At 67.2% G+C, this 26,571-nt stretch carries 28 protein-coding genes; 13 read left to right on the top strand and 15 right to left on the bottom strand.

The genetic code is table 11. The features are described 5' to 3' along the window. Positions 1-10: 10 nt before the first annotated feature. From LQF10_RS13665 to LQF10_RS13650, 4 genes are all read right to left on the bottom strand, one after another. Complete coding sequence (locus LQF10_RS13665) at positions 11-1,009, bottom strand: peptidoglycan recognition protein family protein (RefSeq protein WP_231064385.1); 999 nt, start codon at positions 1,007-1,009, stop codon at positions 11-13. Continuing rightward, positions 1,009-1,170 (bottom strand): hypothetical protein, encoded by a 162-nt coding sequence (locus tag LQF10_RS13660; RefSeq protein ID WP_231064384.1) that lies wholly within the window; start codon positions 1,168-1,170, stop codon positions 1,009-1,011. The genes LQF10_RS13665 and LQF10_RS13660 overlap by 1 nt, the downstream gene beginning before the upstream one ends. Before the next feature lie 78 nt (positions 1,171-1,248). Beyond that, positions 1,249-1,587, bottom strand: a complete 339-nt coding sequence (locus tag LQF10_RS13655) for a hypothetical protein (protein ID WP_231064383.1) — start codon at positions 1,585-1,587, stop codon at positions 1,249-1,251. A gap of 115 nt (positions 1,588-1,702) precedes the next feature. Then, positions 1,703-1,891 carry a hypothetical protein gene (locus tag LQF10_RS13650; RefSeq protein WP_231064382.1) on the bottom strand — a complete coding sequence of 63 codons (189 nt, stop codon included), beginning with the start codon at positions 1,889-1,891 and terminating at the stop codon, positions 1,703-1,705. A gap of 616 nt (positions 1,892-2,507) precedes the next feature. On the opposite strand from LQF10_RS13650, the gene LQF10_RS13645 reads away from it, so the two are divergent. The 6 genes from LQF10_RS13645 to LQF10_RS13620 all read left to right on the top strand — a co-directional run bounded on the left by LQF10_RS13645 (position 2,508) and on the right by LQF10_RS13620 (position 5,837). After that, positions 2,508-2,792: a hypothetical protein gene (locus LQF10_RS13645; RefSeq protein WP_231064381.1), complete on the top strand. Its 285-nt coding sequence runs from the start codon at positions 2,508-2,510 to the stop codon at positions 2,790-2,792. Positions 2,793-2,977: 185 nt separating this feature from the next. Next, positions 2,978-3,220 carry a DUF3263 domain-containing protein gene (locus LQF10_RS13640; protein WP_231064380.1) on the top strand — a complete coding sequence of 81 codons (243 nt, stop codon included), beginning with the start codon at positions 2,978-2,980 and terminating at the stop codon, positions 3,218-3,220. After that, entirely contained in the window at positions 3,217-4,269 is a 1,053-nt protein-coding gene (locus tag LQF10_RS13635) for a recombinase family protein (protein WP_231064379.1), read from the top strand. Before LQF10_RS13640 ends, LQF10_RS13635 begins: the two co-directional genes overlap by 4 nt. Beyond that, positions 4,242-4,682 (top strand): hypothetical protein, encoded by a 441-nt coding sequence (locus LQF10_RS13630; RefSeq protein WP_231064378.1) that lies wholly within the window; start codon positions 4,242-4,244, stop codon positions 4,680-4,682. The genes LQF10_RS13635 and LQF10_RS13630 overlap by 28 nt, the downstream gene beginning before the upstream one ends. Beyond that, positions 4,679-5,332: a DUF8453 domain-containing protein gene (locus tag LQF10_RS13625; RefSeq protein WP_231064377.1), complete on the top strand. Its 654-nt coding sequence runs from the start codon at positions 4,679-4,681 to the stop codon at positions 5,330-5,332. Before LQF10_RS13630 ends, LQF10_RS13625 begins: the two co-directional genes overlap by 4 nt. A 214-nt stretch (positions 5,333-5,546) precedes the next feature. Beyond that, the gene (locus LQF10_RS13620; RefSeq protein WP_231064376.1) at positions 5,547-5,837 is read left to right on the top strand and encodes a pilus assembly protein; all 291 of its coding nucleotides are present in this window, start codon (positions 5,547-5,549) and stop codon (positions 5,835-5,837) included. Positions 5,838-5,856: 19 nt separating this feature from the next. Here LQF10_RS13620 and LQF10_RS13615 read toward each other — a convergent pair whose 3' ends face one another. Together LQF10_RS13615 and LQF10_RS13610 are read right to left on the bottom strand one after the other, a co-directional pair. Then, positions 5,857-6,630: an ABC transporter ATP-binding protein gene (locus LQF10_RS13615; protein WP_231064375.1), complete on the bottom strand. Its 774-nt coding sequence runs from the start codon at positions 6,628-6,630 to the stop codon at positions 5,857-5,859. A gap of 11 nt (positions 6,631-6,641) precedes the next feature. Then, complete coding sequence (locus LQF10_RS13610; RefSeq protein WP_231064374.1) at positions 6,642-9,206, bottom strand: FtsX-like permease family protein; 2,565 nt, start codon at positions 9,204-9,206, stop codon at positions 6,642-6,644. A 142-nt stretch (positions 9,207-9,348) separates the two neighbouring features. On the opposite strand from LQF10_RS13610, the gene LQF10_RS13605 reads away from it, so the two are divergent. From LQF10_RS13605 to LQF10_RS13595, 3 genes are all read left to right on the top strand, one after another. Continuing rightward, the gene (locus LQF10_RS13605; RefSeq protein ID WP_231064373.1) at positions 9,349-9,705 is read left to right on the top strand and encodes an ArsR/SmtB family transcription factor; all 357 of its coding nucleotides are present in this window, start codon (positions 9,349-9,351) and stop codon (positions 9,703-9,705) included. Further along, complete coding sequence (locus LQF10_RS13600; protein ID WP_231064372.1) at positions 9,680-9,835, top strand: zinc transporter permease; 156 nt, start codon at positions 9,680-9,682, stop codon at positions 9,833-9,835. Before LQF10_RS13605 ends, LQF10_RS13600 begins: the two co-directional genes overlap by 26 nt. 342 nt (positions 9,836-10,177) lie before the next feature. Further along, positions 10,178-10,711, top strand: a complete 534-nt coding sequence (locus tag LQF10_RS13595; RefSeq protein ID WP_231064371.1) for a CGNR zinc finger domain-containing protein — start codon at positions 10,178-10,180, stop codon at positions 10,709-10,711. 35 nt (positions 10,712-10,746) lie between these two features. On the opposite strand, the gene LQF10_RS13590 is transcribed toward LQF10_RS13595, so the two are convergent. The 9 genes from LQF10_RS13590 to LQF10_RS13550 form a co-directional block, all read right to left on the bottom strand. Continuing rightward, on the bottom strand, positions 10,747-11,724 hold the full coding sequence (locus tag LQF10_RS13590) for a hypothetical protein (protein ID WP_231064370.1): 978 nt from the start codon (positions 11,722-11,724) through the stop codon (positions 10,747-10,749). A gap of 53 nt (positions 11,725-11,777) precedes the next feature. Further along, positions 11,778-12,326, bottom strand: coding sequence for a type 1 glutamine amidotransferase domain-containing protein (locus tag LQF10_RS13585; protein WP_231064369.1), 549 nt, complete (start codon positions 12,324-12,326; stop codon positions 11,778-11,780). Between the two features lie 220 nt (positions 12,327-12,546). Continuing rightward, on the bottom strand, positions 12,547-12,972 hold the full coding sequence (locus LQF10_RS13580; RefSeq protein ID WP_231064368.1) for an SgcJ/EcaC family oxidoreductase: 426 nt from the start codon (positions 12,970-12,972) through the stop codon (positions 12,547-12,549). 47 nt (positions 12,973-13,019) lie between these two features. After that, positions 13,020-15,497, bottom strand: a complete 2,478-nt coding sequence (locus LQF10_RS13575) for a glycoside hydrolase family 2 protein (protein WP_231064367.1) — start codon at positions 15,495-15,497, stop codon at positions 13,020-13,022. Between the two features lie 52 nt (positions 15,498-15,549). Continuing rightward, positions 15,550-16,872, bottom strand: a complete 1,323-nt coding sequence (locus tag LQF10_RS13570; protein ID WP_231064366.1) for an alanine racemase — start codon at positions 16,870-16,872, stop codon at positions 15,550-15,552. Then, on the bottom strand, positions 16,869-19,121 hold the full coding sequence (locus LQF10_RS13565) for a glycoside hydrolase family 3 protein (protein ID WP_231064365.1): 2,253 nt from the start codon (positions 19,119-19,121) through the stop codon (positions 16,869-16,871). The genes LQF10_RS13570 and LQF10_RS13565 overlap by 4 nt, the downstream gene beginning before the upstream one ends. Before the next feature lie 2 nt (positions 19,122-19,123). Then, positions 19,124-19,975 carry a carbohydrate ABC transporter permease gene (locus LQF10_RS13560; protein ID WP_231064364.1) on the bottom strand — a complete coding sequence of 284 codons (852 nt, stop codon included), beginning with the start codon at positions 19,973-19,975 and terminating at the stop codon, positions 19,124-19,126. Next, positions 19,975-20,907: a carbohydrate ABC transporter permease gene (locus LQF10_RS13555; protein ID WP_231064363.1), complete on the bottom strand. Its 933-nt coding sequence runs from the start codon at positions 20,905-20,907 to the stop codon at positions 19,975-19,977. The genes LQF10_RS13560 and LQF10_RS13555 overlap by 1 nt, the downstream gene beginning before the upstream one ends. Next, positions 20,904-22,175, bottom strand: a complete 1,272-nt coding sequence (locus LQF10_RS13550; protein ID WP_231064362.1) for an ABC transporter substrate-binding protein — start codon at positions 22,173-22,175, stop codon at positions 20,904-20,906. Before LQF10_RS13550 ends, LQF10_RS13555 begins: the two co-directional genes overlap by 4 nt. 135 nt (positions 22,176-22,310) lie before the next feature. Here LQF10_RS13550 and LQF10_RS13545 point away from each other — a divergent pair, with 135 nt between their 5' ends. Genes LQF10_RS13545 through LQF10_RS13530 form a run of 4 tightly spaced genes read left to right on the top strand, consistent with a single transcriptional unit; the run spans position 22,311 to position 26,567 of the window. Beyond that, the gene (locus LQF10_RS13545) at positions 22,311-23,321 is read left to right on the top strand and encodes a LacI family DNA-binding transcriptional regulator (protein ID WP_231064361.1); all 1,011 of its coding nucleotides are present in this window, start codon (positions 22,311-22,313) and stop codon (positions 23,319-23,321) included. Between the two features lie 50 nt (positions 23,322-23,371). Continuing rightward, positions 23,372-24,619 (top strand): glycoside hydrolase 5 family protein, encoded by a 1,248-nt coding sequence (locus LQF10_RS13540; protein ID WP_231064360.1) that lies wholly within the window; start codon positions 23,372-23,374, stop codon positions 24,617-24,619. After that, positions 24,616-26,166, top strand: coding sequence for an N-acyl-D-amino-acid deacylase family protein (locus tag LQF10_RS13535; RefSeq protein WP_231064359.1), 1,551 nt, complete (start codon positions 24,616-24,618; stop codon positions 26,164-26,166). Before LQF10_RS13540 ends, LQF10_RS13535 begins: the two co-directional genes overlap by 4 nt. Continuing rightward, complete coding sequence (locus tag LQF10_RS13530) at positions 26,163-26,567, top strand: RidA family protein (protein WP_231064358.1); 405 nt, start codon at positions 26,163-26,165, stop codon at positions 26,565-26,567. The genes LQF10_RS13535 and LQF10_RS13530 overlap by 4 nt, the downstream gene beginning before the upstream one ends. Positions 26,568-26,571 lie beyond the last annotated feature (4 nt).

Here is a 26,571-nt window from a genome sequence, read left to right as displayed (position 1 = left end):
GTGTAGGGCATCAGGGGCGATCGGGGACGTGGGAGTCGTGCTCGCGCATGTAGGCGAGCGTGATCGGACCCGCGACCCCGTCGGGGTGCAGCCCGTTGTTTCCCTGCAGGGTCGTGACCGCGGCCGCGGTGAGGCGGCCGTAGTCGCCGTCTACCCGCACGTCGATGTCGCGCCACTTGTTGAGCTCGGTCTGCAGCTTGCGGACCCACTCGAACCACGCCTGCGTCTTGGGGCCCCAGTCGCCGTCGACGACCAGGCCAGCCTGGCCGTGCTTGTTCTGGTCGGCTTGGTACGCCTTCACCGCGGCGGTGGTGCGTGGACCGTAGTCGCCGTCCTCGAGACCGGCGTCGTACCCGAGCGCGTTGAGCGCCTCCTGGATCGCCCGGGTATCTTCCTCGCCCTGCCCGGAGGGGCCGCGGCGCTTCGTCGACGGCATCGGCTTCGGCTTCGACGGCGGCAGCTCCGGCTTATCCGGCGCCGGCTCGATCACCACGCCACGGCCGAGGGCGTTGATCTCGTCGATCTCGGCGTAGGCGTACCGGCCCGGGCACGCGGTCTGCTTGAAGTCGCGATGGGCTTCGGTGATGGCAGGGTCGCCCCACCAGCCACGACGCACACCCTCCTGCAGGAGCCACACCAGCGATGCGATCTGCTCGGGGGTGATCTTGTTGGTGTCGGTATTTCCGATGAGCACGATGCCCACGCCGCGAGTGTTGCGACCGGCACCAGAGTGGTACGAGATCCGATGCACGGACGCGCCCTCGTAGATGCGACCGGACGGGAAGATCCCGATGTTGTAGGAGATCCCGGCACCGAACCGCTGCTCACCGATCGACTCCACCGCACGCATCTGCGCCCGCTCCTGCGTCACTGAGGCGCCCCGCGGGAGCTGCTTGGTCACAGTGTGGTGCAGGTACTTCTCGAGCGAACCGACGGGCCGATTGCCGACGCCGTTGTCGTAGCGGGCACCCCACGAGGCTCGGGAGGCGATCGCGTGCTTGGCGGCCATCAGTCGTCCACCTCGCCGGATGCGTCAGCGGCGTCGGCCTCGACCTGGTCCCAGTCGATGACGCTGTCGTCGCGGGAGTCGGAGCCCTGGTCCAGGTCTGCCGGGTCTACGCCGTCGTCGAGGTCAACCTCAACGCCGTCGATCTCGAATCGCTTACTCATGGGTCTGCCTCCTGGGCATGAGAAAGCCCCGCACGGTGGCGGGGCTCTGGGTGGGGTGGGGTAATGGTGGTGTGCGCGTTAGTCTTCGACGATCTTCCGGATCTCCTCGACGGATTCAGCGACCTCATCGATACGCCGCTGGTCACGCTCAGCGACCTTGAGGTGCTCAGTCAGACGGTCGACGTCCTCTTGCTGTCGCCGCTCCAGTCGGCGGACTGCGTCGTTCATGGACCCGCCGTGGTTGGGGGTTACCTCGGTGTGGATGCGTTGCACCTGCACCTCGAGCGCGGCCATGCGGTCCAGGAGCCCGGGTCGTCCGGGTGCGCCGATGAGGCGGTCGAGGAAGCGGACGACGATGGTCGCGGGTCGGTACATCTTCACGATCCCCCAGGCGATGAAGATCAGGACGGCGAGCACGAGGAGAACGGGCCCGGAGGCGAGGTCGTCGATCCAAATCAGGCATCGCGATCACCTCCCAGCTGCGCGATGGCGAGCTGGCCCATGTCGCGGTGGGGTGCGGGTGAGGTGGGCATCACAGGGCCGAAACGAGCGCAACAGTCAGGTGCGGTTCGCTCGTGAATGGTGACAGCGCAATCGGTGACCCGTAGTTGTAGGCGGCGACCTCGACGATGTCGCCGGCCGCTAGCGGAAGGGTGTCGCTCAACAACAGGAAGCGTGTGTTCAGGATCGTCTGATTCCCGGTGACTGTCGCGCCGTTCACGAGCAGGCGACACCCTGGAGCTCTTCTACTTGAAGCCAGGCGGCGTTCGGGCGGTGTGGGTTTTTAGCGACCTAGAGGATCAACACCCTCCAGCCCTCTTCGTGAACCTCACGCATTCGGAAGCCCTCGCGGTCGCGAACCGTGACCGATTCAACGAGGGATTTCTCGAGCCTGTGCGATCGCACCTGCACACCCGCACAGCGTTTCTTGCTCAGACGAAGGATGGCACCGATCTCGTCCGGTGGGTCGAGCTCCCTGGTGACGATCACAGTGAATCTGGCTTCGTTAACGGTCTCGATCGATTCCTAGAGATGGATGGCTGGTTGGACATCGATGCGGAAGTCGCGCGAGCAGAGAAGCGCGTGCACACGCTCAGTTCCGGCAAGTCGGAACCGTTTGACGACATCCACACTGTCTGGCGTGATTTCCGGTCCGTCTCACCTGCTTGACGTAAGTGTCGTTGGTCGGTCGTATCGTCCAGCAGCATGTTCCACCCTGGCGAGCGATCAGAAACCTCGCACACGACGTTGACGTCCACTGGGTCGACCAACCACGCGGGCGTATCGCCGCCACTGACGGCCGATCCCGCATCTGGATCGACACCCGCCTCCTGCAGGTGCAACGCCGCGTCGCCGCCGCCCACGAGCTCATCCACCTCGAACGCACCCATACCTCCGGGTGTGACCCGAGAGTGGAGGCGGGGGTACGGGTGGAGACCGCCCGCCGGCTCATCACCATCGACGAGCTGATCGACGCTCTCCGCTGGACCGAGGACTGGCACGAAGCAGCCGACGTCCTCTGGGTCACCGTTGACATCCTGCAGGATCGCATAGACCACCTCACCCCGCAGGAGACCGCGCTCCTCGTTGCCGTCTATGAGGAGACCGAGGGCGGCGCCTGAGTGTGTCCCCACCCGAGGCGGACACACTGACCGTTTCCTGACCCTCTGAGTGTGTCCCGCTCCCCGTAGGGGGAGCGGGACGGGACACACCCGGACACACCGGGAAACACCCGCCTCAGAGACCCGATGTGGGTGGTCGAACCTACGCTCACAACTCAGCATCCAACCTCCAGGAGAACCCACCCGTGAACACCGCCAACATCCCCGCTCACACGGCCGAGCTCGGGCAGCGTGACCGGTCGATCCTCGACCTCGAGCAAGGGTTCTGGAAGTACGTCGGCGCCAAGGAAACAGCGATCCGGGAACGCCTCGACATGTCCGCCACCCGCTACTACCAGCGACTCAACGTCCTCCTCGACACCCCCGCCGCGGCCGCGTACGCCCCCATCACAGTGAACCGGCTCCGCAGAGCAACCCGGGGGCGATGATGCCCGCCCGGCCGCGTCGCCTGGAACCCGTCCCCGAACGGGCACCCCGCGCTGTCCTGTACCTGCGCCAATCCACCCACAGCGAAGAGTCGATCAGCCTCGAAGTCCAGGAGGCCTCGGGGCGGGACCATGCGCAGCGTCACGGGTACCAGGTGGTCGCCGTCGAAGCCGACCCGGGTGTAACTGGGCGGACGTGGAAGCGTCCCGCGGTGCAGCGGGTGATGAGCATGATCGAGAACGGCGACGCCGACGTCGTGATCTTGTGGAAGTGGTCCTGGCTCAGCCGCTCACGAAAGGACTGGGCGGTTGCTGTCGACCTCGTCGACCAGGCCGGCGGGCGCATCGAATCAGCGACAGAGCCGATCGACGTCGCCACCAGCAGTGGCAGGTTCGCCCGCGGTGTGATGGCCGAGCTCGCCGCGTTCGAATCCGAGCGCATTGGGGACACGTGGAAGGAAGCGCACGCCCGCAGGGTGGGGCAGGGGCGGCCTGCGAATGGGAAACCCCGGTGGGGGTACGCCTACGACCCCGTGGAGAAACTGCACAAACCGGACCCGGACACTGGGCCCGTGTTGGCGTCGCTCTATCGGCGGTATATCGGTGGGGAGTCGGTGTACTCGTTGGTGCGGTGGCTCAACGGTGCCGGGTACCGAACCCTGCCGGGGTACTCGGCGGCAGGGGCGGGACCGTGGTCGGATAGGTCGTTGCGCCGCATGTTGGACTCGGGGTTCGGTGCCGGGCTCATCATGGTTCGTGGCGAGCAGCTCCCGGGTGCGCATGAACCGGTGATCAGTGCGGGGGAGTGGGAGGCCTATCAGGTGGCTCGCCGAGAACGACGGGTGGTGCGCACCTCTGAACGGTCCCAATACCTCCTCTCAGGCATGGTCCGCTGCCAGTGCGGGTCGACGATGAACGGTGGACAGTTCGGGTGGGCCCGGGCGCCGAAGTGGCGGTGCAAACAAGCACACGAGCAAGGCCGCCACTCTGGTGGGTATGCGTCGATGCGCATCGTCGAGGGCGCGTGCTGGACTGGCTGCGCGACCTCGTGAAGGAGGTGGAGGACGCAGGGGATGCCGCAGTGTTGCAGCAACGGTCTGTGCGGCGTCAGGAGTCCCTCGCGGCACGGCTGTCGAAAGAGACGGAACAGGTGCACGCTCAGCTGCTCCGGGCCACCAGGGGGCACGTGGCGGGCACTATCCCTGAGTCCATGTACACCCAGATTCGTGACGAACTGCAGGAAAGGGTGGCGGGGTTGGAAGCCAGGCAGCAAGCTGCCGCGGTGGCCTCTCGCCGTGCGCCGGCACCGGAGCTCGCCCGGGATTTGCTAGCCGACTGGGACGTCCTCAGTGTGGAGCTGCGGCGGGGTGCGCTACGGCAGTTGATCGGCCGGGTGGTGGTGACGCCGGGTCGTCCGGAGGCTACTGTCAGGGTGGTGCCCGTCTGGGAGGGTGAGGACCGATGAACGGTTGGGACAAAGTCGTCGAAGGGGTACCCATGGATTCTGCTCTGGCATGGGTGGCCGCTATCGCCGCTAGCGTGACCGCACTGGCAACGATCGGTCTCGTCTACGGGGCCGTGAGCACGCTGGGCAAGACTCGAGAACAATTGCAGCTCCTGCGGGAACAAGTCGTCCGCGAGGGCCGCCCATATGTCGGCGTCGAGGCCGCGCCTGGGCTCCATGGAGCTGGAGCTTGGGATCTAAGGATCCACAACTACGGACGTACGGCAGCCCACCGGGTAACTCTGCACACTCAAGAACTTGAGCCGCAGAACGATGAAGACCACATCGTCGAACCACTGAAGCGTTACCTGGCGACAGAGCGTTGGCTCGCCCCGGGGAAAAGCGAACGCGTGATGTGGCGGAGGGGACCTGAGCCATATAACCCGAAGTTGGAAGCTGGCGCACCCGCCCAGGCGGATGTGCGAGTACGGTACGAGAGCGAGACTGGCACGCCCTACGAGGCCACGTTCCACCTAGACGTCGACAGCATAGGAGCGGTGGCTCCTGTGCCAACGAACGGGCCAACCGCCCACGGCAAGGATGTCGAACTGAAAAACGTCGAGAACGCCGTGCGCACGCTGGCGGTCCATGTGGGCGAGTTGCGGCGCTAGGTTGGGTGAACCGACGTCGCAGTCACCTTGATGACGGCTGGGCTGGTGGTGGCGATCTGGGCGCTTGGTAGTCACCTGCTCGAGGACGTGTTCCGCACGGCCATGGAGCGCGTCCTCGGGGCATGACTGAACGCGAGCAGGAGAATGAGCGCGGATCGGCACTGGTCGACCTCTTGCTCGTCTCAGTGCTCGTGACCGCCTGATGCTCGGTGTGGTGCAGCTCGCGCTGACGCTGCACGTGCGCACGGTGCTGATCGATGCCGCCGCTGAAGGTGCACGATTCGCGGCACTGCACGGTAGCTCGGTCGCTGCCGGGCAGGAGCGGACGGCCGCGTTGATCGATGCGACGCTGCCGAGCGTGTATGCGGAGCAGGTGACGGCGGAGTTGGGCAGTTCTGACGGCGTGGAGCTCGTGCAGGTGCACGTGAGTGTCCCCGTGCCGGTGCTCGGGCTGCTCGGGCCATCCGGGGTGATCAGTGTGACTGGGCGGGCGGTGGCTGAATGACCGCAGGTCCTCGGTTGGGTCAGAAGCCCAGGTTCCTGAGCCAGCCCAGCAGGTCGTCCTCGCGCTGCTGCGCCGTGGCCTGCTGCCACGGACCCATCTCGCTGGCGTCCACGAGGGCGCCGTCGCGCAGATAGATGACGCGGTCGCCGCGGGCGGCGACGCCGGGGTCATGGGTCACCATCACGATCGTGGTCCCGTCCCGGTGCACATCCGTGAGCGCATCCATGACCTCGTCCGACATGCTGCTGTTCAGCGCACCGGTCGGCTCGTCCGCGAACAGTACCGACGGCTCACCCGCCAACGCACGGCAGATCGAGGCGCGCTGCAGCTGGCCACCGGACGCCTGCGTGATGCCGTGATCCTTGACATGCGCGATACCGAACCGCTCCATCAGAGCGTCGACTCGCGCGACCGCGGCGGCCCTGTCCGTTCCCTTGGCCGCACCCTTGAGCGCGGGCAGCAGGATGTTGTCCCGCAGGTCCAGGTTGCTCAGGAAGCGCGGCTGCTGGAACACGAAGCCCATCCGCGTCAGGCGGACATTGCTCATCTCCGCATCGCTCAACGATGTCAGTTCCCGCCCCTCCAGTGCGACATTCCCGCTGGTGGGCCGGTCCATGCCGCTGATGCTGTACAGCAGGGTTGACTTGCCGGAACCCGAGGCCCCCATGATCACGAGGAACTCGCCGGCACGGACCTTCAGATCGATACCGCGCAGCACCTCGGTCGGCGGGTCGGTGGAGTAGTAGGTCTTGCTCAGTTCGCGTGACTCCAGGGTCAGCGTCGTGTGATCCATGACTTGTCCTCTCATTCTCGGAGCCACTGGCTCTTGTCGGCACGCCGGATTCCCGCCGTGAGCGGGGCGACGCCCAGAGATCCCGCCCCGAGCAGCAGCAGCGGGTACAGCCCGTACACCAACCACGGATTCGGGATGAACGACAGATCCGTGATCCCGATCCCGAGAGCGGCCAGTCCGCCGCTCGCGATCGCCTGCCCCGCAGTGGCCACGAACACGAGGCCCGCCACCGTCCCGATGGCCACCACCAGCAGTGCCTTGGTCCGCACCTGCTCCACGAGCTCCTTCGCGGAGAACCCGATCGCGGACAGCACGCCCATCGTCGACCGGTCGCGCGCGAGCCGGACCTTGAGGAACAGGCTCGTGATCAGTACCGCCACCCCGATCCCGAAGATCAGCGCGATCCAGGCCGCGCCGCGCAGCGAGTCGATCAGCACCCCCAGGGTCTCCTTCGCATACTCTTGCGTCGGCTTCACACCCGCCGTCGGGAACTGCTCGTCGTACTCGTCGGCCACCGCCGCGACGTCCGCCTCGTCGTCGGCCATGTCCGCGTAGACGGAGTAGGCCGAGGCTCCAGTGGCGACCTCACCCGACATTTTCGCGGAGAGCCCGCCGCTGGTGAGGTCCTGATAAATTCCGCTGACCTGCACGGTGAGCGCACTGCCGTCGTCGTGGTGGATTGTCAGGTCGTCCCCGACACCCACCTGATACTTGTCCGCGTTGAGGACCGACAGCGCAATTTCACCGTCGCCCGGCGGCCTGCCCTCGCTGAACCGGAGCTCGTCGTCGTCGGATCGGTCCCCGATCTCGACGCGCAGTCTCGCCCGCCCGTCCTCGCCGTCGATGCTGTAGTCGACGTGGGCGTAGGTCCGCACGTCCGTGAGGCGAACATCCTCCGCCATCGCGGCGACCAGCCGGTCCGTGACGCCGTCAACGTCCTCCTGGAACTGCACGTCCGCTCGCAGATCACGCTCCGCTACGCCCAGGTAGGTGACGAACCGAGGGCTCTCGAACGTGCTGACCAGGTTCGCCGGGAACGTGATCAGCACCGCGATCAGACCGTACACGACCGGCAGCAGCACCCACGCGCGACCCTCGGCCCGCAGGTCGAGGAGGGCGAGCCGCCGGTTGACGTTCCCGCCCGCCGCCGACGCCAGGCCGGTCCGCCGCACCCACCGCGTCTGCCGCCTGGCACGTCGAGCAGTCTGCTTCTCACCCAGCGTGCTGCCGTGCACCAGGGCGCTGACGACCTCGATCTTCCTCACCCGGCCGAGCACGCCGCGGCAGATGCCGACGACGATCACGAAAACGGTCGCGAGTGCGATCAGCGGCACCAAGAATGTCCAGGCACCCACCGGGGCCTGCGCATAGTTCGTCTGGATGCCCTGTGTCAGCGCGCTCGCCGCGACGACGGCGAGCAGACCGCCGACGACGCAGGCGAACAGCGTCAGGACGCTGTACTTCGTCAGGTAGAGCCCGGAGATCGCGCGGTCTGGGATCCCGATCGCCTTCATCGCGCCGATCTCGCGAACCTCGTCCTCCAAGGTTCCAGAGATGACGAAGCGCAGGTTGAGCAGGGCGATCGCGATGAGGATCAGGCTGACGAACACGAGCGCGAGCGCGACCAGACCGTCGCTGATCACACTGATGATCCGAAGCTGCTGGCCGGTGACCGGCTGGCCGTTGGTCGGAAGTTCTCCGTTCCCCTCGTACGCGGTCTGCATCGCGTTCGCGTCACCGCCTGCCGCCAGCAGATACTCCACAATGATCTCCGGCGTGGCGCCACCGGCACGCTCCAGCGCCTCGAAGTCCTCGGGGTGGATGAGGAACCGCGACGACGGCGAGAGCGATGCCGCCATCTGCGCGTCCTTCACCGACCCCTGCACCTCGAGCTCGTGCGGACCGGAATCGGTCCGGATCGTCAGGACATCCCCGGCCGTCAGGCCGTACTGCTGCTGGTAGAGGACCGGGACGTACACCTCGCCGGCCACCGGCTCGACGATGCCCCCGGTCTCATCGACCAGGAAGTCGAACTCCTCGTTCTGCGTGACGAACAGGTTGTCGATCCGGCTGGCGGCCAGATCCCCGCTCTCACCTGTGCTCGGCCGTTCCCAGGCGAGGGTCGCGCTGTCGAAACCGAGCATCTCCTCGATCTGCCATGCGTCGATCTCCGACTCGTGCTCCGCCGCGAACCGTTCCAGCGCAGCCCGGTCGTAGTCCCCTTTGTGCATCTGGAGGAAGTCCGGCGGCTTTCCCTGCTCGGACAGTTGGCTGATCGAGCCGGCCAGCCGCTCGATCACCATCGATCCTGTCGCCATGAGGAAGGCACTCAGGATCAGGATGACGAGGAGTGCCGCATTGACGCCCTTGTTCTTGATGAGGTCGTTATATCCGTACCGAAGATAGAGCCGCTCTCCGTTCTTCACTGTGGTGCTCCGCATCCTCGGGGATGTGCGACGACGTCTACGTCTGGACGTTTCGAACGTATTCCGGATGCCGTCCGGAAAGAATGGGTTACGTCCCTGAGGCGACCCTGGTTCCGTCGTCCGAGGACCCTGACCGACTGCCGACGACAACGGCATGCACTTTCGAGTTCGAACCGGTTCTGGGCGATGAATCCGCGATCACCTGGATGAGGCCGGGCATCCGCAGATGTGAGAACCAGTCCCGACACATGTACGTATTGCAATATGTATATATGTGTGGTCGGATCGGTCTGTGTACGAGACATCCGGTGTGGCAGAAGCGGCGCAGTTGTTCAAGGTGCTCGGCAACGAGTCGAGACTGCGGTTGCTGTGCCTCCTCGGTGAAGAACCGAACACTGTGGGGGCGCTCGTGACGGCCACCGGAATGTCGCAGCCGCTGGTCTCACAGCACCTACGAACGCTGCGGCAGAGCAGTCTTGTCACCGCAGACCGCGCAGGCAAAGAGGTGAAGTACCGCGTCAGCGACAGGCACGTCTCGCACGTTGTCGCCGATGCGCTCGCACACGTCCGAGAGCCCCTCGCTACCGACGGGCCGATGAAGACAATCGAGAGGAATGATCACGATGAGCACCACGCACGCACAGGCTGAACACACCACCGCCGATCACGCCCACGGGGAGAACTGCGGGCATGAGGCGGTCTCACACGAGGACCACGTCGACTACGTGCACGACGGGCACAAGCACGCCGAACACGGGGACCACTACGACGAGCACTGACCGCATGCTCCCGGAGCGGGGTGTCGGTCAACGGCGCTCCGCCCCGGTCTGTGCAGTGGGCGCGGGTCGCGCTACCGTCGCTCAGTTCGCTGTGATGTGATGCGCGTGATCGCCGACGGCGGCCCCTCGCCCTGGCCCTGCAGGTCCACTCGGCGCGCGCCACAGGTGGCGCAGCGCACGTAGAGGACGCGTCCGATCGAGGTGCGGTGGGCGGATTCGATCGTCCATCCGTGCTCGTGCGTTGCGTCCGGTGGTGCTGGAGTGCCTGACGGCGCCGGGCTGGCGAGGAGGGAATCGTGCATCTGATCGGTGGTCATGGAGCAACCATGATGTAATGCCGTTATGCATCTCAACCCTTACGGCGAGTATGCGGTGCTGCTGGCCGCCTCGCTAGCGAATGACTGGCCGGCCGACCGGGCCGGGATCGAGGCACGCACCCGCGAGTTCGGGATGACGCAGCCGTTCCCAGATGCTCCACCGGACCATACGCAGACCCGCTCGGTGATCGATGACTGGCTCACCGTGGTGGACGCTCCGGACGAACGGACGCGTGCGGAAGTGTTGAACGCGCAGATGGCGGCCGTGACTGCCTATCCTCGGCTCAGCGACCATGACGATGAGGGCTGGCATCTGCACTATCGCGACTACGGCCACTCCCTGCCGCACGTGCTCGCCGCCGTGATCAGCGTGGGCACCGCACTGCACCTGACCACCCGCGGGATGCACCGCCTCTCCCGGTGCGCGGCCGGCGAGGCACCAGGAGACTCCTGCTCCGCCGTCGTGGTGGACATCACCCGCAACGGGCGGCAGCGGTACTGCTCAGTGCGCTGTGCGAACCGGGCCGCTGTGCGGCGACATCGTGCGCGTCATGCCTGAGGTAGACAGGACAGGATTCAACGGCGCTGGAGGAACTACCAGACCAGCCACACGATGCAGACGGTGATGAGCAGGTAGACGCAGAACCAGGTTGCCGTCGATCGCCGAGGTCGCCGGTAGTAGGCGGCGGCGCGTTCCTTGAGCGGCGAGTGGTACCGCGTCCTTGCCACCACCAGGAGCAACAGGTGCCAGGCGAGCACGGCGCAGAGCGGCTGTCCGATCACGACGACGACCGCGGCGACCGTACGCCACGACTCGTCCGGGACGAACTGGGCGATACCGAACGTGATCGCACCCAGCGGCACGAAAGCAAGGGTGTAGCCGATGAATCCCGTCAGCACGTGGCTGCCGACGAATCCGGCACGAGTGAGACGGCTCAGGGTGTAGTCGACGACGGGCATGCGCCCCGCGCCGGTCCGGGCACCACCCCGGTAGACCGCGGCGGTCGCCTCGTCCTCCATGGGCAGTCCAGACGCCTCGAACACGCCGATCGTGCGCTCGATCGGCTCCGCGTGAACCAGTCCTCGGCGAGTGGCCCGGATGCTCAACAGCAGTGGGATACCGGCGATCCCGATGGCTGCCACCATGGCCACCGCCCAGGGAAGGGGCACATTCGCGCCGATCTCGCCCAGGTAGATCCCGTTCAGGGCGAGGATCGCGAGCACGAGCACCACGATCCATACCGTCCGCAGAGTGCGCGCCCATCGAGGAATGCCGGAGAAGTCGTGCCGGACGGGGCCGTAGGTGGGCGACTCCGGGTCATCCGGCATCTCGAAGACTCGCAGCCGCGAGCCTGTGGGGCCGCTGTGGTGCACGACCTCCACCTCGCTAGCGCGAGTGGTCATCGTCCCCTGCTGGCCGATCACGTCCACCGCCCCCGGCGCGCCGCGCACCTCGACGATCTCCCCCTTGAAGTGCCCGGCGCTCGCATAGGTGCGCACTGTCTGCTGCTGGTCGTGGACCTGATGGGGCCGGTCCATCATCACGTGCTCCGGGTCGGTGACCTCGACCATATCCCCGTACGAGCGAGGTATGGGCGGAATCGACCGACCGGCCAGCGCAATGCTCAGGTGGTCTGGCCCGAGTGGGCGCCTTCGCGGATCTCTTCGATGAGCTTGGCATTGAATGCCGGGAGATCATCCGGTGTGCGGCTGGAGACCATCCCCTGATCGACCACCACCTCCTCGTCCACCCAGGTGGCGCCGGCGTTCTTCAGGTCGGTACGCAGGCTCGGGTAGGAGGTGAGCGTGCGGCCGTCGAGAACCTCGGCGTCGGTGAGGATCCATGCTCCGTGGCAGATCACCGCGACGGGCTTGTGCTGGGCGAAGAACGCGCGGGTGAAGGCCACAGCAGCCTCGTCCATACGCAGGTGATCGGCGTTCACGACACCGCCTGGTAGGACGAGCGCGGCGAACTCGCCAGCGTCTGCGTCGGCGGCACTCAGATCGACCTGCTGCTCATGCCCATTCTTGCCGGCGATGGAGCCGGATGAGGGGGAGACGAGCACTGCCTGGGCGCCTTCACTGGTGACGGCTTCCCACGGCGAGGTCAGCTCGCTGTCCTCGTACCCGTCGGTGGCCAGGAATGCGACCTTGGCGTTGGTGAGCGTGGTCATCGGTACTCCTCTCGGTTGAGGGACTGCGGTTCTTCCACGGTAGGTCCGATGAGCGCGTCCGGCATCTGCGGCGGACAGCTCGCGGCGCCGAGAGTCGCAGACTAGGCGCACGGGTTTCTGGTGAGCCAAAGGCACCGTCAGCACCGATGAGCTGACCTCCGAGCTGCAGGAGTTCAGTGAGCCCACCAACTCCCGGACCCATTGTTTCGCGACGATCGGCTCAGGGTGCCGGCACGGCCGTGTTCTGCCCGCTCGCGATCAGCCACTGGCCACCCTGGCGCAACCAGAGGTAGCTGGGCCGCCCCTCCTGGCGGGGCAATAGCGGCTGGCCGTCGATCGTCAGGTACTCCTGATTCACGCCGGTCATCGCCACGTCCGGGGTGATGAACCTGATGTGTTCGACCTCGAACCGCACCGACCCGTTGACGAACGCCCCCGGGAGAACCTTCGCAGTGAACTCGGCGATCGCGGGCCGGCCGATCAGGCGCACACCACCGGCACTCACCCAAACGGCATTGGCGTCGAACAACGCGACGAAGGCGTCGACATCCTCGGCGAGCTGTGCACGTTCAAGGTCAGCGACGCGGGCAACGAGTGCGGCGACGTCGGCAGCGGAAGCGTCCGGAGGAGAGGTCGATTTCGTCATGGCCGATAGTTCACTTCATCAAGTGCACTTGAGGTCAAGGGCGCCGGTCATCGAACGACCGCGCCGTGCAGGTCGTTGGAACTGCGCAGGATTGGTGAGGCGGTGAGCAGATCGGGCTCTACCTCATGTTCGGTGCGGACGCGGATGGTGATCGTCTCCCCGGCGCGGAGCGTGTCGAGGGCGCGGTCGGCGCGGGCGTCGGGCGCGAGACGGTCGGCCAGTACCGTGACGTCCAGCGCGAGCGAGGCCGCGTGCACGTGCACGCCGTACCCGCCACGGACCTGCTCGACGCTCGCGGTGAGCGCGTCCGGGGCGAGCGCCACGTCCTTGTTCTCGGCGAACAGATGCACGGCGCGGTTCTCGCCCAGGGTGGCGAACAGAACCTCCCGTGCCGGGTCGCCCGGTATCGCGAGCTCGTCCGGAACGTCCACCAGCGTCACCGATCGTGGCGCGGCATGCACCGACGTCTCGTCCGCGGTGCACACACTGCCGTCGAGACGTTCCCGGGCCAGATGCAGCACACCGTCCCACGGGGCGTCGGTGTCGTTGGCGATCGCGACCACGAGACCCTTCTCCCGGGGCTGAACCGTCAGCAGGCGCGGGGCATACGCCTGGCGCATCGCGTACCAGAGGGGTTTGGGCCGTTCATCGCCGTCGATCGCGGCCCAGGAGGTCACCGGCCAGCAGTCGTTGATCTGCCACACGATCGCACCAGCCGTGCGAGGCCAGTGTGAGCGGTAGTGCTCGACCGCGAACCGCACGGCGTGCGCCTGGTTGAGCTGGGCGGCCCAATGCCAGTCGGTGAAGTCCCCCGGGACGCCCAGGTGCGGACGCATGCCGCGGTCGAGCTTGCCGTTCCCGTCCGGGGCCTTCTGGTGCAACAGGAAGGCCGGGGACTCCTTGTGCAGATCCTCCGGCTCCAGAGCCCGGGTGAGAGTGGCCCACGTGGGCGGTCCCTGGAAACCGAACTCGGAGACAAAGCGGGGAGCCTCGTCCCGGTAGTGGGAGTAGTCGACCCGGTTCCAGACCTGCCACTCGTGCTTGAGGCCGTGATCGGGGTCGTTGGGATGCTTCTCCCAGGGCGCGAAACCGGGTGAGGCCGGGCTGCCCTCGATGTACGCGCGGGTGGGGTCGATCTCGGAGACGACGCGGGCGAAGACGTCGTGGTAGTAGCCGTATCCCCAGGTGCCACCCGCTAGCTGTGCATCCCACTCGTGGTCGACCGAGAACCAGAGGTTCTCGTTCCCACCGCACCAGAGCACCAGGGATGGGTGGCTCATCAGTCGCAGCACATTGTCGCGGGCCTCAGCTTCGAACTCGCCGCGCAGCGGTTCTTCTTCGGCGTAGGCTGCGCAGGCCAGGAGGAAGTCCTGCCACACCAGCACGCCGCGCTCGTCGCAGGCGTCATAGAACTCGTCCTGCTCGTAGATGCCTCCGCCCCAGACGCGCAACAGGTTGATGTTCGCGGCGACGCTCTGGTCCACCCGGCGGGCGTACTGCTCGGCAGTGATGCGGGTGAGCAGGTGGTCATCAGGGATCCAGTTCGCCCCCTTGACGAAGACGGGGGTGCCGTTGATCTCGATCACGAACGACGTTCCGGCCTCGTCGGGCTCGGCGCGCACGACGACCTCCCGGAACGCGACCATCCGCTCCCAGGAATCCCGCGTGGTCTCGCCGTCAATCAAGGAAACCTCAAGGCAGTAGCGCGGCTGTGCACCGTACCCGTGCGGCCACCACAGCTGGGCGTCCGGAACGTCAAGCACGACGGCGGCCCGTCCGTCGGCCACGGTGACCTCACCTTGGGCAACCGGTGCTGCGCCGTCGGGACTGGTGAGCGCCGCACGCACCCAGTGGGTGCTTCGCGGCTCGGCGGTGGTGACATCGACGAGCACCTCCACCCGTCCGTGGCCGTCCCCGCCCACGGTCACCAGGGGGCGCACCTGGTCGAGTCGTGCCGCGTGCCACCGCTCCAGGTGTACGGGTTTCCAGATCCCGGCCGTCTGCAGGTCCGGGCCCCAGTCCCAGCCAAAGCTGCACGCCATCTTCCGGATCGCGTTGAACGGGTGGTCGTAGGAGTGCGGCCGGGCGCCGACCTCGCGGGCGATCTCCTCCGCGCGGGTCAGCGCCGCGGTGAAGGACACCGTCAGCGAGTTCTCCTCGGCGAGCAGCCCGGTCACATCGAATCGGTACCTGCGGTGCATGTTCTCGGTCTGCCCGATCACGGTACCGTTCAGGGTGATGGTGGCGACGGTGTCCAGCCCCTCGAACACCAGGGCGGCGCGATCACCCACGTCGAGCGGCTCGGCGGCGAATGACGTCTCGTACACCCAATCTGCCCGGTGCATCCAGGTCAGGGCGCTCTCGTTCTCACCCAGGTACGGATCCGGGATCAGTCCGGCGTCCAGCAGGTCCGTGTGCACCGAGCCCGGAACGGTGGCCGGAACGACCGCTTCGCGGATCTGCGCGGGGACTGCCGGCCCGGCCGAGCGCAGTTGCCAGCCCGTGTGCAGGGGCGTGCTTTCCATGAGGTGTCTCCTTCGTGTGCGTCTGCGCTCCGGGACGGTGCCGGTGCGAGGGTCAGAACGACGTCGCCAGTGCCCCGACCACGTGGCTGCGGCCCGAGTCGTCACTGCTCTGCACGAGCAGGACCGTCCGCCACTTGTCCAGCAGGGTGCACGGGTGCGAGATCCCGAGCCGGACGAGGTCGCCGATCTGCAGTTCGACGCCGCTACCTGCCAGGTGCAGGTGCTGATCGTTCATCGCGGTGGCCCACCAGTTCGGGCTGAGCTGCTCGGTGTCGTCTCCGCGTGCCCGGTGCACGCGCTGGGGAACCGGCAGGCCCGCATCGAACGGAAGGTCGCGCCGCCCGGCGTCCAGGATGGCCCGTCCCGGCTCCGGGGCGGAGAGTACCCGGGACCACACGTGAGCGGCGGCGCGCAACTCCGGTCCGCGGCCCCTGGTGCTCGGGGTCAGCCGTGCGAACAGGCCGTCGTCATGGATGAGGGAGGACCCCGATCGGACGAGCACCACCGATCCGGGGACCTCACGTATCCGAGCGGCGGCGTCGGCCACGTGATCGAAGTACATGCTTCCGCCGGCGCTGAAGATCGGCTGCTCGGCCTCGACCAGGGGAGCGCAGGCCAGGAACAGACCGGCCAGCTGGTCGAGGAAGACGATCGCGTCCTGCTCCCGATCAGCCTCGCTCTGCGCCGGTGAGCTGCCCTCGTAACCGGACACCCCACGCAGCGCGAGCATGGGTGAGACCCGCACCGCGCGGGCGACCTCGATCGCTGCCTCCGTGGTCGAGGCCCCGGACCGGCCACCGGCCATGCCGAACTCCACGCATACGCCGAGCGGCCGGGGCGCACCGGCTGCGCGCAGGTGTTCGCTCATCCATGTTGCTCCTGCCACGGAGTCGACCCAGCACACGAGGTCCAGGTCTGGGTCCTTCGTGAGCAACCCGGCGAGCTCGGCCAAACCGCCCGGGTCGACCACCTCGTTCGCGATCACCACCCGCTCGATGCCAGCATCGACGGCGATCCGTGCCCCGGTGACGTTCGCCACTGTGATGGCGCGCGCCCCTGCTGCGACCTGCCAGTGCCACAGTGCCGGGCACATCGTCGTCTTGCCGTGCGGCGCCAGGTCAACGTCTCGTGAGCGTGCCCAGGAAGCCATTGCTGCCAGATTGTGCCCGAGTGCGTCCACGTCGAGCGTGACCACGGGTGAGCCCAGCTCACTCACCGGTGGCCCCGGCGTCCCTGGCCGCCATCCCTCGAGCGCTGGTGACCACGATTTGTCCGCACGTGCGGGGCGCACGAGGTGCTCAGCGAGCGCCCCCTGCCAGTCCGGCACCGCTGCGTCGTCGGGACCTTCAGGATTCTCCGAGCCGGAGGCGTTCATGACGACTCGGTGATGGTGACTGCATGCACCCCCGGCGTTCCCGGTGGGTGCGGACCCGGCGTCAGAGCCATCGTGACTCGTTCAGGAACAACCATGGGTTCACCGTAGGCGTTCCGCGCGAACAGCTGCTCGGCGTGCAGCTCGAGCGGGACGTCCCGCTCGGCCCCTGGCTCGAGGCTCACACTCGTGAACGTGAGCAGTTCGTTCTTCCGTCGTTGCCGGCCGGTCACCTGCCGCTGACCGTGCAGCAGCACCGTGTGATGGACCGCGCGATGGGTGTTGTTCCGCACGCGGACCGTGACCGTGAGCGGGCGCCCGGAGCGCAGCGCCTCGGCGGTCACCACGCGCGGGGGCATACACAGTTCTTCGTCGATCCCGTGCCCGCCCGTGCCGAACGGAAGTGAGCGCCCGTCCTGGTCGGCGTACCCGAAGAAGTGCTCCACGCGTTCGTTGTGGGCCACCGGGAGCACCCCGTCCCCGTACGGCAGGCTGATCGGCAGCCGGCCAGTGGCGATGGCCTCCCCGGTCAGCACCCGGGTGATGGCGCCCGCCCCGGCCGGGCCCGGGTACGGGCTGAAGATCACGGCATCGGCACGGTCGAGCACACGGGTGAGGGCACGAGCCCGACCGGAGACCACCACGCACACCACCGGTGTGCCGAGGTCGGCCACAGCGTCGAGGAGTCGCAGCTGCTCGGCCGGCAACTCCATGGAGGCGACGTCAACGCCTTCGCCGCCGGTGGCGATCGCGGAGCTCGGGATCGCTGCCCCGTTGTTGTCGAACTCGGTGGAGTACAGCCGCTCGCTCGTATCGCCGAGCACCAGCACAACGGCGTCGGCTCGCCGGCACACCTGGAGATCCTCGGGCTCCACCTGCCAGCGGGTGCCGCTGCGCTCACGGCAGGAGGACGGGGTGAGCACTCGCTCCGCCATTCCCGGGCAGGCGCGCAGCGCTGTGGCGATCCCGCCGAGGTCGCCGGTGACCGGCGGGGTGTAGTCGCCCAGCAGGGCAGGGAGGTCGTCCGCGTTCGGGCCGACGACGGCGATCGTTCCGGCTGGCAGCGGGAGCGCACGTGCCGAGGTGCTCAGTTGGACGATCGAGCGTTCCGCGAGCCGGGTGGTGACAACCCGGGCGCGTGCGGCGATGGTCTCGGTAGTGCTCTCGGTAGTGCTCTCGGTGGTCGCCGGGCCATGGTGGGCAGCGGCGCCAAGTAGCCCGAGCCGATCCTTGACCGCCAGGACCCGGTCGCTCGCCTGCCGGATCTCCTCGACGGTGATCAACCCGCGCTCGAGCGCCGCCTCGAGCGTGGTGAACGACTCATCCCACAGGCTCAGGTCCACGCCGGCACGGATCGCGAGGGCCGCGGCGGCCGCTGGATCGTCGGTCAGGTCGATCAACCGGTCCACGGCGCCGCCATCGGCCATCACGATTCCGTCGAAGCCCCAACGCTCGCGCAGGATGTGCGTCAGCAGCTGGCGATTGGAGATGCACGGCAGGCCGTCGATGTCGTTGTAGGCGGCCATGACGCCGACGGCACCGGTAAGCACTCCCTGCCGCGCCGCAGTCAGGTGCAGATCACCCAGGTCGATCGGTCCCAGCGAGGCGCTGGAACCGTTCCGGCCGCCGATTCCGGCGCCCTGCGCTGCGAAGTGTTTGAGCACCACGCCAACCCCAGGAACCGAGGACATCCCCTCCACCACTGCGGTCACGAACGCGGCAGCGGCATCCGGATCCTCGCCGTAGCACTCCTCGGTGCGCCCCCAGCGGGGATCGCGGGCAATGTCGAGTCCGGAGACCAACGCCAGATGTGCCCCGCTCGAGCGAAGCTCCTCCGCGGTGATCTGCGCCGCCTCCCGGATGCCCCAGGAGTCCCAGGAGGCCGCCACCGCGAGATTGACCGGGAACAGGCTGCCGCCGATGGCCATATGCCCGTGCGGTGCCTCCTCTGCGAGCAACGGCGGGATTCCGTGCTCGCTGTGCTGGACGCAGTACTCCGTGACCATTGCGGCCACATCGGCACGCTCGGCAACTGAGATCCCGGACTCCAGGGTGACCCCGGACCATGGATCGGCCCGGAACAGGCCGTACAGGGCGCCGAGCCCTCCCCACCGATCCACCTCTCGACGGAGCACGTCGGTGACAGCCCAGCTCTGGCCGTTGCGCTGGACACACTCCCAACCCTTCAACCGCTGGTTGAGTTGACCCACCTGCTCGCGCAGGCTCAGCTCGTAGGTGCGGGAGGCGGCCATGATCATCCTTTCAACGCTCCGGCGAGGATGGCGTTCTCCATCCGTCGTGACATCACCGCGTACGCGATGTAGACAGGCACGAGCGTGATCACCACGCCGGCGGCGAGGATGCCGAACTGGGCATTCGTGGCCGCTGAGAGAGTGGGCAGGGCCACCTGGGCGGTGCGCACATCCGGGCGGGTGCCGCCGATGACGAGGGCGAAGAAGTACTCGTTCCAGAAGTTGAGGAAGTTCAGGATGGCCACCACCGACATCGTGGGCACTGTCAGGGGTACGTAGATGCTCCAGAAGACCCGTGCCTGACTCGCACCGTCGATGCTCGCGCTCTCCTCCAGTTCGCGTGGGACCGTCCGCATCGCCTGGGTGAGCAGCAGCACGGCCAGGGGGATCGCGGCCGCACCGAGGATCAGGATCAGGAACTCGCGGGTGTGGAACATCCCGAATGCGATCGCCAGCATGACCGACGGCACCAGTGCGGCGAAACCGGGGATGAGGAAGCCGGCACCGAAGACCGCCTCGAGGGCACGTCCGGTGCGGTGCCGGGCGCGGGCGATGGCGTAGGCCGCCGGCAGCGTGACGGCGAGCGTGAGCACCTCGGCGCCCAGCGTGACGTAGATCGAGTTCACCATGGCTCGGCCGAGGTCGGCCTGCGTGATGGCGTCGGTGAAGTTCGCGAACGTCGGGTCGAGAGTCGGCAGGAACGGCTGATTGACGATCTCGACCGTGCTCTTCACCGAGGAGATCACCAAGTAATACAGGGGGAGGGCGAGGGCCACCACGTATCCCCACGCCGCCACGTGAGCGAAATACCTTGTCGGTCCTGCCCGGAATGTGCTGTTGCGTCGTGAAGCCATCAGGATTCCTCGGATTTCTCGTTGAAGAAGGACCTGATTCCCAGCAGCCCGATGGCGCCGAGAATGAAGAGCCCGACGGCGATCGCCTGGCTATATCCGACCTGTTGCCTGCCAAAGGCATAGTCGTACACGAGGAACGACAAGGTGACCGTGTCGTTTCCAGGTCCGCCCCGGGTGAGAAGGAGAACCAGAGCGGCCGATCCGAACAATGTCCACAGGAATTGGAGTGTGGTGACGACACCGACGAATTCTCGCGCCATTGGCCAGGCGATGGCGCGGATGCGCCGTGGATGGCTGCAGCCGTCCAGTTCCGCGGCCTCGAACACCTCCGTGGGTAGCGCCGAGAGGCGCGCGGTGAACATCACGGTCGAGATCGCCAGACCGGACCAGATCCCGATCGTGATGATCGCTGCGAGCCCCGTGGCGCCTTGGGCAAGCCACGGCCGCTGCGCTGCGTCGAGTCCGATCAGTCCCAACACGGCGTTCGCCAGACCGGAGGGTGCGAAGACCCCGGAGAAGACCATCGCTAGCGCCGGAGTGGACAGCAGTACTGGGGTGAAGAGCAGGGTGCGGATGAGCCGGTGACCGGGAGGATGCAGGTTGAGGTAGTACGCGAATGCGAACGCGCCGACGATGATGATCGGGAGGGACACACCCAGTTGGATGCAGGAGTTCAGCAGCGCCTGGCGCGCGACGTCGTCACCGATCACGCGGGCGAAGTTGTCCAGGCCGACGAACGTGCGGTCAGCATTGATGGAGCGCCACTCCAGCAGCGCGAAGTAGAACAGCGCCACGATCGGCCCGACCGCGAACAGCAGGAACCAGGCCAGGGCCGGGACGGTGGGCAGCAGGCCGGCCGCGGATCGCATGAGCGAGGACCGGGCCGGACGCCCCGCCGCCGGGCGGCGGGGCGTCACGGTGTCGGTGCTCATCCGGAGTAGGCCTCCTCCATCGCGGCGCAGATCGCGGCCGCGTCATTGCCGGGAGAGAACGCGATGCTCACTGACCGGTACATCGGGTTGGTGGCAGAGGCCGGGATGTGCAGATCCGGCATGACCGCCCAGTCCACCGACTCCGGGAGTGTGGTGAGTGCCTCGGCGAGCAACGGGTTGCTCTCGGCGGCGTCTGAGCCCTCCGGCAGCACCAGGGGCACGATCCCGCCCTCGGTCAGGAGGGAATCGATGACCTCATCGCGGTACATGAACGTGATGAACTGTTCGACCGCCTCCATCTTCTCCGCCCCGTTGTGACTCACCCAGAAGCCGGAGCCGGTGGCGCCCTGGTACGCCGTGGGGCTGGCATACTCGCCGTCACCGGGGCCGGGGAAGCCACCGAGTTCGGTGACCTCGATGATCTCCTCCGGTGCCTGCAGGTAGGACCAGGAGCCCATCGAGGCCATCGCCGCCTGCCCGGTGAAGTACTCGGTCGTGGCGTCGTCGACGGTGTAGCCCTCCGCTCCGTCCACGAACAGGCCGGCATCGCGCAGCTCGGCGAACAACTCGATCCCGCGCATCGCGCCGTCGGACTCGCAGAACGTGCCGTTCTTGAACACCTCCACCGCTTCCCCGGCGGGCAGATAGCTCTGCATGATCTGCAGGAAGAGCTTCTGACCGGACCAGTCGTTGCCCCCAGCGGCCATCGGGGTGATCCCGGCGTCCCGTAGTGCGGTGACGGCGCTGACCAACTCGTCGGTCGTCGTCGGGATCTCGCTCACCCCTGCCTCGGCGAGCAGGTCGGTGTTGAACCACCAGGGCCAGCTGAAGCCGGTGTAGGGGATGCCCCGCAGGTTCCCTTCCTCGTCAGTCCACTCCTCGACGTTGTACTCGGGGATGACCTCATCCAGGCCCCACTCGCTGATTTGGTCGTTGAGTGGGACCACGATGCCGTCGGTGGCCCAGTTCATCTGCCGGTCGGTGAGGTTGAGCAGGACGACGTCCGCTTCTTCGCCGGCGAGCGCGGCGCTTTCGTATGCCTGGTTCAGATCGTCGCTGTTGTAGAGCAGCTCGACGCTGATTCCGGTCTCGTCCGTGAATTGCTCGGTAGCTGCAACGAGTGGCGCATTCTGCGGCTGTGACTCGGTCCAGTTCGTTTGAATCACGAGGTTGTCGGTCTCTGCTTGTTCGCCGCTACCAGAACAACCAGCCGCCACCATGAGCGCGGCAATCGCTGGAATGGCAACAATTCGAGGACTCGGCTTCATTGCGAGGGCTCCTTCATGCAGGAAGTGCGGGGGAGAGAATGCAGGATTCGCGGCGGGTCTGCCGCTGCTAGGGGGTGATGCGCCGTCACTGTACACCGGTTAACTAGAAGTCGCAATCATGTCTATACTGGCGCTATGCCACGCCCGACGATCCGTACTGTCGCTGCCGCCGCCGGTGTCTCCGCAGCGGCTGTTTCGCATGCGATGAACGGCAAGCCGAACATCCCACCGGCTACAGCCAAACGCATCCGGGAGATCGCTGACGAACTCGGCTGGCGGCCCGCCAGCGCGGGGAGAAGGCTCTCGGGAGTGGTCAGCGATGTCGGGTTGATCGTCTCCCGGTCGCGGGAGGACTTCGAGCGGGATGCCACCTTTGTGCACATCCTCGCGTCGGTCTCGATCGAGATCAGCAAGCGCGGCCTCACCCTCGTCCTCGCGTTCGTGGAAGAACCGGACGCGGTGCTGGATACCTACCGGCGATGGTGGCAGGAGCAGAAGGTGGATGGCTTCCTGCTACTGGACCCGGTGGTCGGCGATCCACGTGCGGAACTGCTGGCTGAACTGGGCGTGCCCGCGGTGACCATCGGGCATTCGCCGGACACGGACCGGATCCCAGAGGTCACCGTCGCCGACGAGCACACGATGACCGAGGTGATGGAGCATCTACGGCAGCTGGGTCACACTCGGATGGCCCGCTTGAGCGACCCCGACACCACTGTGGCCGTGGCACGTCGGAACGTGCTCTACCGCGCTTCCCACCGCGAACTCTTCGGTGCCGACGGTATCCTTGTCGTCAGTGACCCGCACGGCCCGGTCTCCGAGGATCTGGCCCGGATCGTCACCGAAGCGCAGGAGCCGATCGCGATCCTCGTTGACAGTGAACTCATGGCGAGCCGGCTCTACGTCGCCGCCCACGATCGCGGATGGACGATCCCCGAACATGTGTCGGTGATCTCGTGGGAGGACTCGTGGGTCTGCGAGATGCTCGCACCCCGGTTGACCGCGTTGCGGCCCCCGATCGAGGAGAGTGCTCGTGTTGCGCTCGACGTGCTCGCCGCGCAACTGCGATCCGAGGAGTTGCCCTCCGGCCGAGTGGGTCCCCGTGAACTCGTTGAACGGGACTCCGTCGCCGACCTTCGCGCCTAGCGCTGCCGTGCCCTGCGCACGGATCCTGAACCCCGACCTTGAGGAGCACCATGCCCGTTGCCGCGCCAGCCCCCCGCTTCGGTGTGAATTACACCCCGAGCGTCGACTGGATGTTTCAGTGGATTGCCGTCGATCCGGCGGTTGTCCGTGCCGATTTCGCGGCGATCGCGGCTCTGGGCTTCGATCATGTGCGGGTGTTCCCGCTGTGGCCGGTGCTGCAGCCGAATCGCACGATGATCCGTACGCGCGCCCTCGATGATGTCGCGACGGTCGTGCAGATCGGACATGACTGCGGCCTGACGGTCTATGTTGACGTCATCCAGGGCCACATGTCCGGCTACGATTTCGTGCCGGCGTGGCTGCTCAACTGGCACGACGGCAACATGTTCACCGATTCGGGGGCCGTGGAGGCGCAGGGGAGACTGGTGCGGGCCCTGCGCGACCGGCTCGCCGATGTGCCAGGCTTCGGCGGCCTGACCCTGGGGAATGAGACCAACCAGTTCGTCGACGACCCGAACCCCGGCAAGATGCCCGCCACCCCGCAGCAGGTCTCGGCCTGGCTGGAGGGAACCATCGGCTCGGCTGCGATGCCCGCCGGGACGGTCATTGCCCACAGTACGAACGATCACGCCTGGTATCGCGATGGGCATCCCTTCCAACCGCGCCATGTCACCGAGCACGGCGACGTCTCGACCGTGCATTCGTGGATCTTCAACGGCACCGCCGCGAGGTACGGCGGCCTCGCCGAGGAGTCGACCCGGCATGGGGAGTACCTGATCGAGCTGGCCCGCGCCTTCGCAGTGGACGCCGACCGGCCGGTGTGGCTGCAGGAGATCGGCGCCCCCGACAACTGCCTCACCGACGAGGAGGCGCCCGAGTTCGCTGCCCGGGCGGTCGCGGCCGCGCTGACCACGCAGAACCTGTACGGCATCACCTGGTGGTGCTCGCACGACATTCCGGACTCGCTCTCGGACTTCAAGTCGCTCGAGTACGGACTGGGATTGCTGCGCACCGACCAGCAGGTCAAGCCCATCGGTGCTCGATTGGCTGAGGTGATCGCCGACGCTCGCGCGAACCCGATCGAGGTGCCGGTACGGACGACGGCTGTCCGCATCGACGTCGACGCCGACGGTGTCCCGCTCTCCCGGCCGGCGCTCGGGCCCGGTGGTGAGGTGTTCGAGACCTGGCACCGTCACCGCAAGAATGGCGCCACCCCCGCACTGGTGACCTCCTCCGATGCCGCCGACCCGGCGCGCTTGGCCGCCCGGGGCATCGAATCAATCGTCGCGGTCGCATGACTTCGCGCCCGCTGGTCATCCGGGGAGGTCTCGTCCCGAGCACTGCCCAGCCTGACGGCGCGCGGTGCGATGTCGAGGTCATTGACGGCGTGATCACCCACGTCGGAGCCGCGGAACCTGCCCACCGGTGGCTCACGCACGATGTCCTCGACGCCGGCGACCGAGTCCTGCTGCCGGGTTTCGTCGACGTGCACACCCACGCCGACGCCCGGGCGGGCGACCCCGACGTGCAGCTCGCGCTGTTGCGCCAAGGCGTGACGACGGTCTTCGCGGGGCTCGATGGACTCGGGTTCGCTCCGGCGGACGAGAGCGACTATGACGCGCTCGGTTTCGCTGCCGACTACTTCCGCGCGATCAACGGCCCGCCCCGCTCGGAGTCCGCCCTCAGCGTGGCCGGCTACCTCGCCCAGCTGCACGCATTACCGGTGCGGGTCGAGACGTTCGTCCCCCACGGTCTGGTGCGCTACGCCGTGCTCGGAGCCGAGCAACGTCCGGCCGAGGTGGCCGAGCGACAGCGGATGCGGGTCATCGTCGAGCGAGCCTTCGACCACGGCGCACGAGGATTCTCCACCGGTCTGGAGTACGCCCCGGGTGGGTACGCCGATGTGACCGAACTGGTGGAACTGTGCGCGGCCGCTGCCGAGCGCGGGCTCCCGCACGTGACCCACATGCGCGGTTACGAGGATCGGGCCACTGAGGCGTTCGCCGAGATCGCCGAGATCAGCGCCCGCAGCGGCGTGGCCGCCCACATCTCCCACCTACACGGTCCGCTCGCGCCGATCCTGGCGATGCTCGACGGCGCAGCGAGCGCCGGTCTGGACGTGACCTTCGACTCCTACCCCTACCGGCACGGTGCCTCGATCCTGGCGATGCTGGCCCTGCCGGCCTGGCTCCCGCTGGCCGACCGCGACGCCACTCTCGTCCAGCTCTCCCGCCCGGAGGTTGTGGCGAGGGTGCACGAGCATGTCGTCGGCCGGATCGCGATCCTCGCGCCGGCAGTGCTCTCCTCCGTGCCCGGCCACGAGGAGTTCGAGGGCTCGACCCTCGCCGAAGTTGCCGCCACGTGGGCGGTCGAGGTGCCGGACGCCGTCATCGAAGTGCTCGTGCGCACCGGCCTGCGGGCCGGCTGCGTGTTCGAACAGCCACCGACGAACACCGAGGAGTCGGTGCGAGCATTGGCCAATCATCCCGGCCACATGGCCGGGTCGGACTCGATCTATATCGGTTCTCACCCGCATCCGCGCGGGTGGGGCACCTTCCCCCGGTTCCTGCACCGGCACCTGCGCCAGTGGCAGGACTGGACCTGGGCCGATGCTGCCGAGCATCTGTCCACCCGGGCGAGCGAGCGGTTCCGGCTGACCGACCGCGGGGTCATCGCACCCGGATACTCGGCCGATCTGGTCCTGCTCGACCCGGAGACGGTGGCCGACCGCGCCACCTTCGCCGCACCCACCCGACCGGCCGACGGGATCGCCGACGTGCTCGTCCGCGGCGAGCACGTGCTCCGCGCCGGCCGACTCACCACCACGACAGGAGATGACAGATGACTGACAAGACCCCCATCCACACCCCCGACGCTCCCGCCCCGGCCTGGGCCTTCCATCAGGCCGTCCGCAAGGGCCCGATGATCACGGTCTCCGGTCAAGGGCCCGTGGACCCGGCCAGCGGTGAGTACATCGCCGCCGGGGACGTGGCCGCGCAGACCGAACGCACCCTGCAGAACGTGCGCGCCATCGTGGAAGCGGCCGGTGCCACCTTCGAAGACGTCCTGATGCTACGGGTCTACCTCACCGAGCGGTCGCTGTTCCCGGCCATGAACGAGGTGTACTCGGCGTTCATGGAGAAGCACTGCCCGAGCGGTGTGCGCCCGAGCCGCACCACGGTGTTCACGGGCCTGCCCCGCGAGGAGATGCTCGTCGAGATCGACGCGCTCGCCTACCGCGACTGAGGGA

This window comes from Ruania halotolerans (assembly GCF_021049285.1).
Taxonomy (GTDB): domain Bacteria; phylum Actinomycetota; class Actinomycetes; order Actinomycetales; family Beutenbergiaceae; genus Ruania; species Ruania halotolerans.
This window is presented reverse-complemented; position numbering and strand designations above follow the sequence as displayed.